Source organism: Halorussus amylolyticus (genome assembly GCF_004143485.2).
Taxonomy (GTDB): domain Archaea; phylum Halobacteriota; class Halobacteria; order Halobacteriales; family Haladaptataceae; genus Halorussus; species Halorussus amylolyticus.
Map to the genome: position 1 here is coordinate 106,166 of NZ_ML974133.1, position 16,016 is coordinate 122,181.

Consider the following 16,016-nt stretch of genomic DNA (forward strand, 5'->3'; position numbering starts at 1 on the left):
CGACTACCGGGACCGCCCGAACAGCACCGCCGCGGCCCCGAATCCGAGGAGTGCACCGAGGTCGGTCGCGCTCGCCGGGACTCGGTCGGACGACGCCGCGGTGGTCTCATCGACGGCGGTCGTCTCGTCCCCCACGCCGTCTTCTTCGGGCGTCTCGTCGTCTATCTCGTCTTCCTCAGTCGTCTCGTCGTCGAACACGTTCTCGGTCGTCTCATCGACGACCACGCCGTCTCCCTCCTCGGTGGTCGGAAGCGCGGCGGTCGTAGTGGCGGCCTCCTCGCCACCGAAGTCCACGACCGCCGTGTCGAAGACGAGTTCGTCGGTCTCGTTGAGGTACGGGATGTCAACGTCTTCGTCTTCGGGGTAGCTGAACGCCTCGTCCTCGTCGGTGTCGCGGTGGGGCACCGAGAGCAGTACCTGCTCGCCGGTGAGATCCTCATCGAGTTCGACCGGCACGTCCTCGTACTCGCCGGGTTCGAGGTACTCCGAGGCTCCCACGAACTCGGTCTCGCCGTCGTAGAGCGCGACGAATCCGCCGTCCGGGACGAAGACGGATTCAATCACTACTTCGTCGTCGGCGGTCTGGTTCTCGAAGGTGACGTTGGCGAACTCGGCTTCGGCCGTCGTCGTCGCTTCCGCTGTCGTGGTGACTTCTGCGGTGGTGGTAGTCTCTCTGACGGTCGTCGGTTCGACTTCCGCAGTGGTCGTTTCGGCCACCGTGACTTCATCGACCGTCGTCGTCTCCACACCGATGCCTGTCGTCTCTTCGACTTCGGTCGCTTCGGCGGTCGTCGTTCCTTCGATGGTCGTCGTCTCGTCCGGCAGAATCGTGGTTTCCTCGACGGTCGTTTCTTCGGCGGTGGTTTCTTCGATAGTCGTTTCTTCGGCGGTGGTTTCTTCGATAGTCGTTTCTTCGGCGGTGGTTTCTTCGACGGTTGTCTCCTCCACAGTCGTCTGCTCGACGGTCGTCGGGAGTTCGGCGGTCGTGGTTTCGACTCCCTCGCCGTCGAACGCCACGATTGCAGCGTCCGAGATGAGTTCGTCGGTCTCGTCGAGGTACGGGAAGTCCTCCTCGCCGCCGGTCTCGGCGAAGTCGTACGTCTCGTCGTCGTCGGTGTCGCGGTGTGGCACCGAGAGCAACACCTGCTCGCCGTCGAGGTCCTCGTCGAGTTCGACCGGCACGTCCTCGTACTCGCCGGGTTCGAGGTACTCCGAGGCTCCGACGAACTCGCCGTCGCCGTCGTAGAGCGCGACGAATCCGCCCTCGGGAAGCGCGACCGAATCGACGTCCACGTCGCCGTTTTCGGCGCTCTTGTCCTCGAAGACGACGCTCGCGACGTCGGGAACGTCCGGTTCTGGCTCGGTCGTTTCCTCGGCGGTCGTCGTTTCTTCTGCTGTCGTTTCCTCGACTCCCGTAGTCTGTTCGACAGTCGTGGTTTCCTCGGCCGTGGTGGTCTCTTCGACCGTGGTTTCTTCCGCAGTCGTGGTCTCCTCGACTGTGGTCGTTTCCTCGGTAGTCGTGGTCTCCTCTGCGGTCGTGGTTTCTTCCGCAGTCGTGGTCTCCGCGACTGTGGTCGTCTCCTCAGCCGTAGTCGTCTCCGCGACGGTCGTCGTCTCCGGAGTCGCCGTCTCGGTCGTCGTCACCTCCTCGACCTGCGAGGAGGATTCGCTCGCGGTCTCCTTAAGTTCCTCCGGGGAGATATCGGGGTTTTCGGCGAGCGCGTCGCTCGCTTGGGTCGCGCCCTGTCGCGCCGCGGTCCGAATCTGTCCGACCTCCTCGACGCCCTCTTCGGCCGCGGCCTGCGCCGCGCCGGACGCCGAACCGAGCGAGATGACCTGAATCTGCTGAATGTTCACTTCCTGAATCTGGACGACCGTCCCGGCGGCCGCACCCTGCGATGCCGCCTGAATCTGCTGGACGTTCGCGACCTGACTCTGTGAGATGCCGCCGGTCGCCGCGCCCTGCGAGGCCGCCTGAATCTGGCGGACGTTCACGACCTGATTCTGAATCGCCGACCGGAGCGCGCCGTGGGACGCCCCCTGCGAAGCGGCCTGAATCTGGGCGACGTTCGCCTCCTGGGACTGGACGAGCGAACCGTACGCCCCGCCCTGCGTGGCGGCCTGAATCTGGCGGACGTTGACTGTCTGGCTCTGGACGATGCCGCCCTTGGCCGCGCCGTTCGCGGCGGCTTGGACCTGCCGGACGTTCACGACCTGATTCTGGACCGCCGACCGGACCGCGCCCTGGGCCGCACCCTGCGCGGCGACCTGAATCTGGACGATGTTCACGATTTGGACCTGCACGACCGTGACCTGCACCAGCGCGCCGCGGGCCGCGCCTCGCGCGGCCGACTGAATCTGGTCGACGTTGACCTCTTGGGTCTGGACGACGGCACCGGTCGCCGCCCCGGTCGCCGCGACCTGAATCTGCTCGATGGTGACCTGCTGGGTCTGGCTCACCGCACCCGCGGCCGCGCCCTTGCACGCCGACTCGGTTTTGTCGGGGCGCTTGGACTTCTTCACGCCGCCCTTGGCCGCGCCGAGCGCGGCGACCTGCACCTGCTTCACGTCGGCGCGCTGGGTCTGGACGAGCGCGCCGTCCGACGCACCGCGTGCGGCGGCCTGAATCTGCTCGACAGCGACCTTCTGACGCTGGTCGAGCGAGCCGTAGGCCGCGCCCTGCGCGGCCTCCTGAATCTTGCCGAGGTGGTCCACGTCGTTTTCGGCCGCCGACTTCGCCGCGCCGTGGGACGCGCCCTGCGCGGCCGACTGAATCTGTTCGACGCTGGCTTTCTGTCGCTGTGCGAGCGCGCCGTGGGACGCGCCGTACGCCGCGCCCTGAATCTGGCGGACGTTCGCGGTCTGGTCCTGCTGTATCGGGCCGGCGGTCGCGCCCTGCGCGGCGACTTGCACCTGCTCGACGTTCGCGTCCTGCGACTGGACGAGCGCGCCGTGGGCCGCACCGCGCGCGGCCGACTGAATCTGGCGGACGTTCGCGGTCTGGCTCTGGGTCGCCGCCTCGACCGCGCCCTCGACCGCGGCGCGGCGCTTCTCGGGTTCGACGGTCGCGCCCGACTCACGTGCGAGGAGTGCACCCTCTATCGCGCCGCGAGTCGCGGCCTGCCGTCGCTGATTCTCGTTCGCCTGATTGCTGCCCTGCGCGGCACTCTCGCCGCGAATCTCGGCGGTCTGCGTTTCGGCTAGCACTTCGGGACCGTCAATCGCGGCCCCCGCGCGCTCGGCCGCCGACGAGTCGGCGGCGCTCGGGGTCCGGTCGGCCGGTACCGCGCCGACTGCCGCGCCCGACGTTACGAGCAGGCCGACGACGAGGACGGTCACTGCGTGTCCGATTGTTGGCATGGGTCTCTTACGCACGCACATCGGCTCCGGATTTGAACCCCGAGAACGGTTGATTCCGTTCGCGGGATTAGGCCGGGCCGACTCGGTTTTCAGCCGTCGATACCGCGGATTAACGCTCGTTACTCGGCGGCGCGTCGGGCGGTCATCGGCGCATCCGGCGGGACTGGGCAGGTGACACATCTGGCGGGGAATCGACCAGTGGACCACTCTGTGGGGTGGGAATGAAAGGGGCCGTCTGCTCGCGTTCATTTCAGTCGCCTCAGCGACCCCTATCCGCGCCGGTGCGGTGCGGTGAGGCGCGGATATGTCGCTGAGCGACCGCGAGCGGGCGGGGGCTTTCTATATCCTTTCAATTCTGTTATTCCTACTTCAGAGCAGTCGAGACCATTCAAAACCACTCCAAAAGACGCCAACGACTTCGAACACAAATCACACCGCCCACCACTCGAATCCACAACCGCAAAGTCCGAGGGCTGTGAGGTCTCCGGCATGAAAGACAGAACGCGCGTGTTCGCGGCGACCGGATTCACCGTCGCGCTGTTTCTCCTTGTCCAACTCGGCGCGCTCGCGCTGGTCGAACCGTTCCAGCAGGCGGGCTACCAGCAGGTCGAGAACCCCTCGGACCCCACGAACAGCCTCGTCTATCTCGTCGCCATACTCGTGATGACCGCCATCATGCTCGCCATCATCAAGTTCGAGGTGGACTGGCTCCTCCGGGGCGGCATCATCCTCACGACCGGCCTGCTGTCGTGGTACGTCTTCTCGGTCGTGGTCCCGCCGGTCGTCACCGCCACGGTCGGGGGCGCACCGGTGAACGTCCTCGCAGTCGGGGCCGCCGCGGCCGTCGCGCTCGCGCTGGTGGTCCACCCCGAGTGGTACGTCATCGACGGCGCGGGCGTCGTCATCGGCGCGGGCGCGGCCGGACTGTTCGGCATCAGTTTCGGCCTGCTCCCCGCGATTCTCCTGCTCGCCGTCCTCGCAATCTACGACGCCATCAGCGTCTACGGCACCGAGCACATGCTGACGCTGGCCTCCGGCGTGATGGACCTCAAGATTCCGGTCGTCCTCGTGATTCCGCTCACGCTCTCGTACTCGTTTCTCGACGAGGACGAATCGAACGAGACGGAGGATGGAGATGAGGCGGGCGAGTCGGAAGACCGCGAGGAAGCGGAAACGGTCGCGGAAGAATTTGAGAACCACGACGAGGCCGAGCGCCCCGAAATCACCGACCGGGACGCCTTCTTCGTCGGTCTTGGCGACGCGGTGATGCCCTCGGTGATGGTCGCCAGCGCGGCGTTCTTCGCGCCCCCCGAATCGCTCGTCTCGGGCATCGCGCTCAATCTCCCCGCGCTGACCTCGATTATCGGGACGATGGCGGGCCTGCTCGTCCTGATGTGGATGGTGGCGAAGGGCCGCGCCCACGCCGGACTCCCGCTGCTCAACGGTGGCGCAATCGGCGGGTATCTCGTGGGAGCTTTGGCGAGCGGAATGACGCTCACGGCGGCGTTGGGACTGTAGCTCGATTTCGTCGTTTTCGCTCGTTTTCGTTCGACCCGACAGCCGACACTCGGCCCCGAGTGCCGACTCCGCAACGTTTAACTACCGAGTCATAACACTAGGTGGTATGTCGTTCGACGGATTCAGCGACGTGGACGAAGCACAGGTCACCAACGCGATTACGGACGCGTGGAGCGAGGAGTTCCTCGGTCGAACCGACACCGACGTACTCGTGGTCGGCGGCGGTCCCTCGGGATTGATGGCCGCGAAGGAACTGGCGAGTCGGGGGGTCGAAGTCACCGTCGTCGAGAAGAACAACTACCTCGGCGGCGGCTTCTGGCTCGGGGGCTTCCTGATGAACAAACTCACCGTTCGCGACCCCGCCCACGAGGTCCTCGACGACCTCGGCGTTCCGTACGAGGCCAGCGACGAGGCCGACGGTCTCTACGTCGCCGACGGCCCGCACGCCTGCTCGGCGCTCATCGAGGCGACGTGCGACGCCGGGGCCGCCATCCAGAACATGACCGAGTTCACCGACGTCGTGGTCAGGGAGGACCACCGGGTCGCGGGCATCGTGATGAACTGGACGCCGGTCCACGCGCTCCCGCGCGAACTCACCTGCGTGGACCCGATTTCGGTCGAGTCCGACCTCGTCATCGACGCGACCGGTCACGACGCCGTGGTGGTGTCGAAGCTACAGGAGCGCGGCGTCGTCTCGGCCCCCGGCATCGAACACGCCGACGAACACAACACCGGGATGGACGCCTCGGGCGACGACGAGTACGGCGCGCCCGGCCACGACTCGCCCGGTCACGACTCGATGTGGGTCAACGAGAGCGAGGACGCCGTGGTCGAACAGACCGGTCTCGTCCACGACGGACTCGTCGCGACGGGTCTCGCGACCGCGACCACCCACGGGCTTCCGCGGATGGGGCCGACTTTCGGCGCGATGCTCCTGTCGGGCAAGCGCGCGGCCCAGTGCGCGCTCGACGAACTCGACGCCGACGCCCCCGCCGTGTCGCTGACCCGGACGCCCGCCGCTGGCGACGACTGAGATGTCGGGCGTTCCGGTCGCGCTGACCGTCGCCGGGTCCGACAGCGGTGGCGGCGCGGGCGTGCAGGCCGACCTCGCGACGATGACGGCCCGCGGCGTCCATGCTACGAGCGCGCTCACCGCCGTCACCGCCCAGAACACGACCGGCGTTCGAGCGAGCGAGGTGCTCGCTCCCGACCTCGTGACCGACCAGATAGACGCGGTCTTCGCAGATTTCGAGGTCGGGGCGGTCAAAACCGGGATGCTCGGCGACGACCGCGTGGTCGCGGTCGTCGCCGACGCGCTCGCGGGCGCCGACGTTCCGGTCGTCGCGGACCCCGTGGTCGTGGCCGAATCTGGCGACCGACTGCTCTCGCCTCGCGGGGTCGAGCGCGTCCGCGAAGCCCTCCTGCCCGCGGCGTCGCTGGTCACGCCGAACGTTCCCGAAGCCGAATTCCTCGCTGACCTCACCATCGACGGCCCCGACGACGCCCGAGAGGCGGGTCGTCGGCTCTGCGAACTGGGTGCCGATGCCGCCCTCGTCACCGGCGGCCACTTCGAGGGCGACCCCGCGGACGTGCTGGTGGCCGACTCGGGAGACCGGACCACTTCGACCCGGACGTTCCGCGCCGACCGCGTGCCCGACGCCGCGACCCACGGGAGCGGATGCACGCTCTCGGCGGCTATCGCGGCCGAACTCGCCCGCGGTACGGAACTCCCGGCGGCCGTCGAACGCGCCGAGCGCCACATCGACCGCGCGATTCGGTGCGGCCGCGAAGTCGGGTCGGGAGTCGGACCGGTCGAACACCTCGCGCCGACGAAGGCCGCCGCGGGGTCCGCGGCGGCCTGCGACGCCGTCCGGGAAGTCGTCCGGGAATTCGAGCGCCGGAACGTCTCGCGCCTGCTTCCGGAGGTCGGAACGAACGTCGCGGTCGCGCCCGACTGCGCGGTCGAACCCTCGGACGTGGTGGCGGTCGAAGGCCGGATACACCGAGTCTCCGCCGGTTCCTCGGGCGACGTGACCAGAGCGACCGGCGGGGTCGCCCCCGGTGCGTCCGACCACGTCGCCCGGTTCCTGCTCGGAATCCGCGAGACCGACCGCGGAATCTCGGCGGCCTGTAACGTCCGGGCCGACGAGGAGGTGGTCGCCGAGGTCCGCGACCGGTGGGAAACCGTGACGGTTGACCGTGCGAACGAACCCGAAGACGCCGACGGGACGATGGACTGGGTCGCGCGGGAAGCGATGGCGGGCCGGGAGTCGGCACCCGACGCGGTGGTGGACGGCGGGGCCGTCGGTAAGGAGTCGATGATTCGAGTGGTGGCGGCCGACGCCGAGAGACTTGCCGAGAAAATCACTCGCCTCGCCGCCGAACTGGAGTGACCTCCGGCGACCTCCGCTCGCTCGACGGTCGTGCCATGTCATCACGAATGATTTGCGAACGACCACCCACCCCTAGCTCGAACGACATACTCAAGTGCGAGTAAATATTTAGTAGAGCTATGAACTGGGAACATCCCCGAAACATGCCCAACGCACAGCACAAGAAAAAGGAGTCCAAGTCCGGAACCAGTTCGAACTTCATCGCGGCGATGATGCTCGCGGCCTGAACTCCGGAAAACACCTCGATTCCACGTCTCGATTTTTCAACGGTCACTCGAAGCCGAATCCGACTACCCCCAAGTCCCAACTACCGCCCGGTCAGCGCCTCGCTCGCTGGCGCGAACGAGATGGTCGAACCGAGACCCTCGTCGGTCGCTTTCTCGTAGAGCATGTGTGCCGCCGCCACCGTCTCGATGCCCGTACCGCCGCTGTCGAACACCGTGATTTCGTCGTCTGACTCCCGGCCCGGCACCTTCCCGGCCACGACCTCGCCGAGTTCGGCGTAGACGTGGTCTTCGGAAATCGCGCCCGCTTCGACCGCCGCGAGGAACGACCCCGCATCTTGGGTCGCGCGGTCGCGGAGGTCCGGGACGTACTTCGCGCGCTCGATGGTCGTCACGTCGAGTTCCTGCTTCTTCGGGTGGTACTGACCCATCGCGGTGACGTGAGTCCCGTCGGCGAGCAGGTCGCCGTCGAACACCGGGTCGCTCGCCGTGGTCGCGGTGATGACGATGTCGGCCTCCTCGATTGCGGCGGCGCTGGAGGCGACCGCGGCCACCGACGCGTCCAACTGCTCGTTCATCTCTCCGGCGAACGACTCGCGGGACTCCTTGGTCGGCGAGTACACCCAGACGCTTTGGAGGTCGCGGACGGCCGCGGCCGCCCGGAGTTGGCCCCGTGCCTGCGGACCGCTTCCGACGAGTCCGACCGTCTTGGCGTCGTCGCGGGCGAGCGCGTCGATGCCGACCGCGCCCGCCGCGCCGGTTTTGAAGGGGTTCATGCTCGCGCCGTCGAGGAGCGCGAGGGGTTCGCCGCTCTCGGCGTCGAACAGCGGCGTCATGAACCACGCGTCCTGTGCGCCGAATCCGGCGGCGTACATGTACCCGCCCATCGCGCCCGTGTCGGGCAGGAGCGTCGAGTAGGTGGTGAGCATCCCCGGCGGGTCGGGGTTGGTGAGTCGCGTTCGCGGGTAGGCGGGCGCGCCCTCGCCGCGCTGGCGGTAGCCCTCGCGGACCGCATCGACGTACTCGGCTGGCGTCGCGAGTCCGGCCACGTCCTCGCTGGTCAGAAACAGCGCATCGGTCATAAACGGCACAACACAGTCCAGCCTCAAATTTGTTGAGGCAGGGGCGAACGAGGGGTTCGGTCGCCGAGCGCGTCTCGGTGGAAAACCGACGCTTCGCCGGTGGCTGGTCCACTAGTCGAAGCTCGGTGGACCAATCTACTCGGCGCGCGCTGGCGCGGCGTGCGGTTTGCGCCGCGCCAAGGCGCGCGAGGGATGAGGACCACAAGGAAAGAGCGACCGAAGGGAGCGACTGACTGAGGACCGCAGTCGGTTGGGGAGGCGTGTGGCACTCATTTGTGACGTGCGAGAAGCCGTGATATCTGAAGAATCAGTGCTGTTGCACTCGGGGAAGTAACCGTCGTGGCGCTCGAAAAACGGAATCGAAGCAGTCGAGAGAGCAGAGCCGGGGAGTTCGAAAAATCAGAAGAGAGCGGAAAACCGAGAAAGTAGTCCAGAAAACAGAAAAACCGATTCAGTCGGCGGCTTCGAAGCCGGGCGATTCGGTCGCCGACTGGGTCGCGGGAGCCGCGGGCGTGTCGTCGACCGGACCGTTCACGAACAGCGCGTGGCCGATGAGACCGACTGGGACGGTTGCAGCGACCGGAATCGCCGTGGTCATCGAAAAGCCGACAGCACTCAGCGCGGCGGCGATACCTATCAGCGAAAGCGGGATGAGTCCGAGGATGAGGTCGTAGTACCCAGTCATAATCTATTACATTATATGCGGCATGGGTATATAATTCTTTCCCGTACCTGAAACACTCGTTTTTGATAGGCGAATTAGATGCATCTGATACCGTCTCTATAAGTTATGGGTACGGCACCAATGGGGTTTCGGAGGTACGAGGCCTACAAATAACTGTTAGCGGCGTTTCAGGCGTTCCGGAGTATTACTAATAGTAATTCGGTACTCGCGCCGAACGACGGCCACTTCGCCATTCGAGTCGGTGATTTGGCGTTTCGACCGCGACTGTCGCCCGTCGGATACGAACGGTCGGCTGACCACCTGACTCTGAATGTCTGTCTGATGCACGGCAGGAATGCGAGCCAGCAGGGCGACTCCCGCCGAACTGCTCGTCGTCGCCTACCGGAGGCCAGCGACCGCGCCGCGCCACGTCGAGAAGGAGAGGACGCCGACGCCGGTCACGACGAGCGCGAACGTCCACGGCGAACTCCCGTGGAAGTACGCGGTCGAGCGGAGCGCGAGACCGATTGGCGCGGCGACCAACCACGCGCCGACCGCCCGGAGAATCGACGTTCGAGCCGTGCGCGTCGCGCCCGGCGCGTACGCGCCGAGCGCGAGCGCCCCGACGACCCACCCCACGAGGAACGGCGCGATGGTGCCTGCGACCCGGCCCGGCATCGTAATCGGGTCCACCCCGTGGTTCAGCGACCCGAGAATGAGGAACCCGGCGAGTACCAGCAGGTCGCCGAGCGCGAGGCGGGCGGTCCCCGGCGAGCGGTCGAACCGCGACCCCAACAGCGTGGTGACGGCGTTGCTCATGCGTCGGTGTAGGGACCGGTTCGTTATGTGTTCCGCGGTACGCGCCCGACCACGGTGTACTCGTAGCCCTGCGCTCGGAATCGGGCGTCGAGTCCGGCCGCGCCCGCCCGACGCGCGAGGTCGTCGGGCGCGAAGAACGTCGAGTCGAATCCCCAGAGGTGTTCCCCGATTTCTCCGATTCGTCCCACCAGCGTCGTGGGGTCGATTTCCCGAATCACCAGCACGCCACCGGGTCGGAGGACGCGGGCGGCCTCCCGGATGGCTTCGTCGGGGTCGCCGAAGTGGTGGAGCGCGTCCATGATGAGAATCGCGTCTACGCTCTCGGGGTCGAACGGGAGGCGCGCGGCGTCGGCCCGGACCGCCTCGAACCCCTTTCGGCGAGCCTCGCGGGCCATTCCGGGCGCGGCGTCCACCACGATTCGGTCGGCGTCCTCGACGACGCCCGCGCCGCGCCCGGTGCCGCCGCCCACGTCGAGGACGCGCTCGATATCGCGCTCGGCGAACGCCAGTCCGGCCCGGATTTCCGTGGCGTCGGGCGTCGGTGCGAACCAGTCGTAGCGCCGTGCGAGTCGGTCGAACCACGCGGTGTCGCCGAGTGGGTGGCTCATGTTCGGAGCCACGGCCCGAAGCCAGAAAAAGCCGAAGGGCAGTTGTCGGCCGGGACCCAAGCCCGGGCATGGAGTACGCGCTGCTCGGGTGGCCCGACGACGGTCCACAGCTCAGGCTTGACCACCGGGAGTTCAGCTACGCCGGGAAGTTCGTGATGTCGAACACCGGGAAGGCGGTCGTCCGAGGCGACGAGCGCGACGGCGAACGTGACGGCGAATACGACGACCTCCTCGGCGCAATCGCGTTCAACGAGGACCGAACCGACTCGGCGACCGCGTGGCTCCGGTACGTCACGGTCCGGCGCGACCGCCGGGGGGAGGGCATCGGTGCGCGACTCGCCGGGTTCGCGGCCGACCGCCTCGAATCTCGGGGCTACGACCGCGTGAAAATCGCGGTCAACAACCCCTTCGCGTACCACGCGCTCCACAAGGCGGGCTTCGGCTACACGGGCGAACAGACCGGTCTCGCGGAACTGGTCCTCGCGCGACCGGCCGACCGGTCGCGCGAGGATTATCAATCGGGTCTCAACGTGTACCGAGGACGGGGCGACGACCTCGCGCCCGAGGAGCGCGATTTTCTGGACGCGAAAGCGGGCGCGGGACCGCCCGACGTGATTTCCGTGCCGAAGTAGGGAGGAGAGCGCGGTCGCCACCCAATTTGTCACCGTCAGAGCCTGACTGACGCCCGGCGCGCTCGCGGTCTCAGACCCGAGCGCGTCGGGCCTTCGAGGGGAGTAGTACCGCGAATCTCGAACGTGTCGCCGATAGTCGCGTTTCGCACCGCGGCCGACGCCGATAAGACGAGCGCGACCGAATCACGCTCACCTTCTGGGGGTTTCGAGCATGAGCCAAGGGGAAATTCCGGGCCGACACGAATCGCTGTGGACCGCCACGACGCCGCGAACGAATTTTCCGGCGCTCGACGGCGATTTACGAGTCGATACGGCGGTGGTCGGCGGCGGCATCGTGGGTGTGACTGCGGCGCTCCACTGTGCGGAGGCCGGGCGAGAGGTCGCGCTCCTCGAATCGGGTCGAATCGTCGAGGGCGTGACCGGCAAGACGACCGCGAAGGTCACCGCCCAGCACGGCCTGCGATACGCCGACCTGCTCGACCAGCACGGTCGCGGGGCGGCCCGCGACTACGCCGACGCCAATTCGGCGGCCATCGAGGAGGTCGCTCGCCGGGTCGAGGACCACGACATCGACTGCGATTTCGAGCGACTCCCGGCGTACACCTACGCCGCCGACGAGGACCAGCGCGAGCAGGTCGAGCGCGAGGCCGAGGTGGCCGAGAGTCTGGGGCTTCCGGCGTCGTTCGTGGAGGATCCGCCGTTCCCCCGGGATGCGCCCAGCGCGGTGAAGTTCGCGGAGCAGGCCCAGTTTCATCCCCGAAAGTACCTGCTCGACCTCGCCGACCGGATTCCGGGCGAGCGGTCGCACGTCTTCGAGGAAACGAAGGTGACGGGCGTCGAGGACGGCGGCGATGATGCTCCCTGCGAGGTCGAAACCGAGCGCGGGACCGTGACAGCCGAGAACGTCGTGGTGGCGACTCACTTCCCCATCGAGGACCCGGCGTTCTACTTCGCGCGCCAGCACCCCAAGCGGTCGTACGTCCTCGCGGTCCGACTCGCCGAGGAACCCCCTCGGGGAATGTTCTATCGGGACGCCGAACCGTACTTCTCGGTTCGGCCGCATCCGACCGACGACGGCACCCTGACCCTGATTGGTGGGCAGAACCACAAGACCGGGAAGGGCGGTTCGACCGCCGAGCGGTACCGAAAGTTGGTCGAGCAGGCCCGCGACCACTTCGAGGTGGAATCGGTCGAACACCGGTGGTCCACGCAGGACTACGTGACCGCCGACAAGATTCCGTTCGTCGGGGAACTCGGACCGGGCTACGAGAACGTCTACGGGGCCACTGGATTCGCCGGATGGGGCATGACCAACGGAACTGCGGCGGGGATGCTCCTCGCGGACCTCGCCAGCGACGGGACCCGACCGTGGGCCGAGACGTTCGACCCCCAGCGATTCGACCCGGGTGCGTCGGGCGCGAAACTGGTCTCGGAGAACGCCGACGCGGGCGCGCAGTTCGCCCGCGACTGGGCCACGGTCGCGCTCTCGGCGGACACCGACGAACTCGCGCCCGGCGAGGGGGAGGTCGTCCGGCGCGGCGGCAAGCCCCTCGCCGTCTCGCGCGACGAGGACGGCGAGATTCACGCGGTGTCGGCGGTCTGCACCCACATGAAGTGTCTCGTCCGGTGGAACGACGGCGAGGAGTCGTGGGACTGTCCGTGTCACGGCTCGCGGTTCTCGGTCGATGGGGAGGTGCTGGACGGGCCTGCTGTGGAGGACCTTCCGGGACGTGGGGGGTGAGACGTTCGATTTCTCGAACTTGACTTCCCGACAGTCGGCGCGCGCTGGCGCGGCGTGCGGTTTGCGCCGCGCCCAAGCGCGCGAGGGATGAAGTGAGTGAGCGGAGCGAACGAGCGAATCGGCTGGGGAGGGTGTGGCCTGCGGTCGCGGTGCGGTCTCATAGGTATCGGGAGTAGCTAGCTCCTGCTCGAATCGTCAGACCCGCTTCTCTCCGTTACGCAATTTCCCAATTCCGACCCACCCGAGACCAGTAGCTTTCAAACCCTCACACCACCTACCACCACATAATGGGAAACACCGACCTGCGCCAACTCGCGGTCATCTCCGAAGTTCCCTTCGAGGAACTCGACGGCGACACAGTCGCCGTAGACGCCCACAACTGGCTTTATAAGTACCTCACGACCACCGTCAAGTGGACGCGCGACGAGATTTACACCACCGACGACGGCACCGAAGTCGCCAACCTCGTCGGTATCGTGCAGGGACTCCCGAAGTTCTTCGAGAACGACCTCACGCCCGTCTTCGTCTTCGACGGCGCCGTCACCGACCACAAGGCCGCCGAAATCGAACAGCGCCGCGAAGACCGAAAGAAGCGCGAAGAGCAGTTAGAACGGGCCCGCGAGGAGGGCGATGCCATCGAAATCGCGCGACTCGACGCCCACACCCAGCGACTCACCGACACGATTCAGCGCACGACCCGCGACCTGCTCGACCTGCTCGACGTGCCCTACATCGAGGCTCCCGGCGAGGGCGAGTCCCAAGCCGCCTACATGAACCGGACCGGCGCAGTCGATTACTGCGGCACCGAGGACTACGACGCCCTGTTGCTCGGGGCACCCCTCACCCTCCGCCAACTGACGAGCAAGGGCGACCCCGAACTCATGGACTTCGAGGCCACCCTCGAAGAACACGACGTGACGTGGGAGCAGTTGGTGGACATCGGCATCCTCTGCGGTACGGACTTCAACGAGGGCGTCCCCGGCGTCGGCCCGAAGACCGCCTTGAAGGAGGTCAAGGAGTACGGCGACATCTGGGGCGTCCTCGAAGCTCGCAGTGCGAGCATCGACAAGGACGTGGACATCATCCGCGAACTGTTTCTCGACCCCACGGTCTCGGACGACTACGAGTTCGACGCCGAGATGGACCCCGACATCGACGCGGCCCGCGAGTACGTGGTCGGCGAGTGGAGCGTCCACGAGGACGAAGTCGAGCGCGGCTTCGAGCGCATCGAGGAGTCGGTCGTCCAGACCGGTCTCGACAAGTGGACCTGAGAAGGGGTGTTTGGCGTGAGAAGTCCGCGCGGGCGCGACCGGCCGCGGCCGGTCGCGCCCGCAGACCAAACACCTTTTCTCGGTGCCACTCGTCCCCGCGAGTATGATTATCCTCGGACTCGACGGCGCGACGTTCTCGCTCATCGAGCCGTGGGTGGCGTCCGGCGACCTCCCCAACTTCGAGCGCCTGCTGGACGAGAGCGTCCACGGCGACCTCGAAAGCACGGTGCCCGAAATCACGGTGCCCGCGTGGCCCGCGTTCGCGACGGGTCGGGACCCCACCGAACTCGACATGTACGGGTTCACCCACTTCAACCGCGAGACGCGCGAAAACGACCTGAGCCACGACGAGTTCGTCCCCGGAAAGATGTGGGACGCGGTGGACGACCAGGGCGGTTCGGCGGTCGTGTTCAACATCCCCGGGTCGTACCCGTGGCAGGCCATCGACGGCACGATAATCGCGGCGGCCCCCGAGTACAAGGAGGAGTACGCTCACCCGCCCGAGCGGTGGGACGAGGTGAACGACCTCGTGGACGGTTACAAGCTTCGAAACGACGAACGGCCCGGCTCTCGGGCCTACGTGGACCTGAGCCTCGAACTGGTGGACAAGCGGTTCGAGGCGTTCGAACACTTCATCGAGACGGAAGACCCCGACCTCGCGGTCGGTCTCGTACGCGCGACCGACCGCGTGGCTCACCACTACTGGGGCGCAGATAGCACTCCACCGGCCTCGACCGACAACGCCATCCTCGAGGTGTACCGGCGCGTGGACGACCGCCTCGGGGATTTCCTCGACGCCCACGACGACGAGGACCTCGTGGTGATGAGCGACCACGGCTTCGAGAAGGTCCGGAAGAACTTCGCGGCGAACGTCGCGCTCGAACGCGCCGGACTCGTCTCGCTGACCGACTCGGGCGACTCGACCAAGGCCGCGATGGGAACTGCCCGCGACCTCGCCAGCGACGCGCTCGGCAAGGTTGGACTGCTCACGCTCGCCCGGAAAGTCGTTCCCGAGAGCGCGCTGACCGGCGTACCGACTGGCGACCACCTCGGTCTCGACAACGCCCTGAGCACGGGCCGAATCGACTGGGACGAGACGGCCGCGCTCGCCGACGTGGGCCAGAAGACCGCGCTGGTGTACGCGCTCGCCGACGACCCCGCGGAAATCGAGCGAATCTGCGAACGCGCGGAGACGGCACTCCGAGACGGCGCCGAAGGCGAAGGTCTCGCGGTCCGATTCGAGCGACTCGACAGAGGCGGCCCCCACACGCCGGACCTCGCCATGGTAATCGAGACGCCTGAGGTCCACACGTCCTCGCGGTTCGACGCCGAGGACCTCCTGTTCGATGTCGATACGAGCGGGCACGCCCGCGAGGGGATTTTCCTCGCGCGGGGGCCGTCGTTCCGCGAGGGCCGTATCGAGGGAGCGCACATCACCGACATCGCGCCGACAGTCCTCCACGCGCTCGGCTACCGCCTGCCCGCGTCGATGACCGGTGACGTGCTCGACGTGTTCGCCGAGGGAACCGGACCCGCGGGCCGCGACCCCGAACGCTACGACTTCGTGGGCGGCGACGCCACCGCGACCGGCGGGGTCTCGGGCGACGACGAGAAGGAGGACGAGGTGAAGGGTCGCCTGCGCGAACTCGGGTATCTGGAGTGACCAAACCGATAGCTTGATACGTTTTTTAACGATTCGATGCT

General features: G+C 66.9%; 12 protein-coding genes. 7 read left to right on the forward strand and 5 right to left on the reverse strand.

Annotated elements, in window-relative coordinates:
- Nucleotides 1-3: 3 nt before the first annotated feature.
- Nucleotides 4-3,360 carry a DUF7282 domain-containing protein gene (locus EKH81_RS09605; protein WP_132058327.1) on the reverse strand — a complete coding sequence of 1,119 codons (3,357 nt, stop codon included), beginning with the start codon at nt 3,358-3,360 and terminating at the stop codon, nt 4-6.
- A 489-nt stretch (nt 3,361-3,849) separates the two neighbouring features.
- On the opposite strand from EKH81_RS09605, the gene EKH81_RS09610 reads away from it, so the two are divergent.
- The 3 genes from EKH81_RS09610 (at nt 3,850) to thiD (ending at nt 7,271) form a co-directional block, all read left to right on the forward strand.
- Nucleotides 3,850-4,878: a presenilin family intramembrane aspartyl protease PSH gene (locus EKH81_RS09610; RefSeq protein WP_132058328.1), complete on the forward strand. Its 1,029-nt coding sequence runs from the start codon at nt 3,850-3,852 to the stop codon at nt 4,876-4,878.
- Nucleotides 4,879-4,984: 106 nt separating this feature from the next.
- Nucleotides 4,985-5,911 carry a sulfide-dependent adenosine diphosphate thiazole synthase gene (locus EKH81_RS09615; RefSeq protein WP_132058329.1) on the forward strand — a complete coding sequence of 309 codons (927 nt, stop codon included), beginning with the start codon at nt 4,985-4,987 and terminating at the stop codon, nt 5,909-5,911.
- A 1-nt stretch (nt 5,912) separates the two neighbouring features.
- Nucleotides 5,913-7,271: a bifunctional hydroxymethylpyrimidine kinase/phosphomethylpyrimidine kinase gene (gene thiD, locus EKH81_RS09620; protein ID WP_132058330.1), complete on the forward strand. Its 1,359-nt coding sequence runs from the start codon at nt 5,913-5,915 to the stop codon at nt 7,269-7,271.
- A gap of 307 nt (nt 7,272-7,578) precedes the next feature.
- On the opposite strand, the gene EKH81_RS09625 is transcribed toward thiD, so the two are convergent.
- From EKH81_RS09625 to EKH81_RS09640, 4 genes are all read right to left on the reverse strand, one after another.
- The gene (locus EKH81_RS09625) at nt 7,579-8,577 is read right to left on the reverse strand and encodes an ornithine cyclodeaminase family protein (RefSeq protein ID WP_132058331.1); all 999 of its coding nucleotides are present in this window, start codon (nt 8,575-8,577) and stop codon (nt 7,579-7,581) included.
- Nucleotides 8,578-9,028: 451 nt separating this feature from the next.
- Nucleotides 9,029-9,262, reverse strand: a complete 234-nt coding sequence (locus EKH81_RS09630; RefSeq protein WP_132058332.1) for a DUF8015 family protein — start codon at nt 9,260-9,262, stop codon at nt 9,029-9,031.
- Nucleotides 9,263-9,640: 378 nt separating this feature from the next.
- Nucleotides 9,641-10,060 (reverse strand): DUF3054 domain-containing protein, encoded by a 420-nt coding sequence (locus tag EKH81_RS09635; protein WP_132058333.1) that lies wholly within the window; start codon nt 10,058-10,060, stop codon nt 9,641-9,643.
- A gap of 23 nt (nt 10,061-10,083) precedes the next feature.
- Nucleotides 10,084-10,668 (reverse strand): class I SAM-dependent methyltransferase, encoded by a 585-nt coding sequence (locus EKH81_RS09640; protein WP_132058334.1) that lies wholly within the window; start codon nt 10,666-10,668, stop codon nt 10,084-10,086.
- 68 nt (nt 10,669-10,736) lie between these two features.
- Here EKH81_RS09640 and EKH81_RS09645 point away from each other — a divergent pair, with 68 nt between their 5' ends.
- The 4 genes from EKH81_RS09645 (at nt 10,737) to EKH81_RS09660 (ending at nt 15,975) form a co-directional block, all read left to right on the forward strand.
- Nucleotides 10,737-11,300, forward strand: coding sequence for a GNAT family N-acetyltransferase (locus EKH81_RS09645; protein ID WP_132058335.1), 564 nt, complete (start codon nt 10,737-10,739; stop codon nt 11,298-11,300).
- A gap of 211 nt (nt 11,301-11,511) precedes the next feature.
- Nucleotides 11,512-13,041 carry an FAD-dependent oxidoreductase gene (locus EKH81_RS09650; protein WP_132058336.1) on the forward strand — a complete coding sequence of 510 codons (1,530 nt, stop codon included), beginning with the start codon at nt 11,512-11,514 and terminating at the stop codon, nt 13,039-13,041.
- Nucleotides 13,042-13,328: 287 nt separating this feature from the next.
- A complete protein-coding gene (fen, locus tag EKH81_RS09655) occupies nt 13,329-14,312 on the forward strand; it encodes a flap endonuclease-1 (RefSeq protein WP_132058337.1) in 984 nt (327 codons plus the stop codon).
- Nucleotides 14,313-14,415: 103 nt separating this feature from the next.
- Complete coding sequence (locus EKH81_RS09660) at nt 14,416-15,975, forward strand: alkaline phosphatase family protein (protein WP_132058338.1); 1,560 nt, start codon at nt 14,416-14,418, stop codon at nt 15,973-15,975.
- The last annotated feature ends 41 nt before the right edge of the window (nt 15,976-16,016 follow it).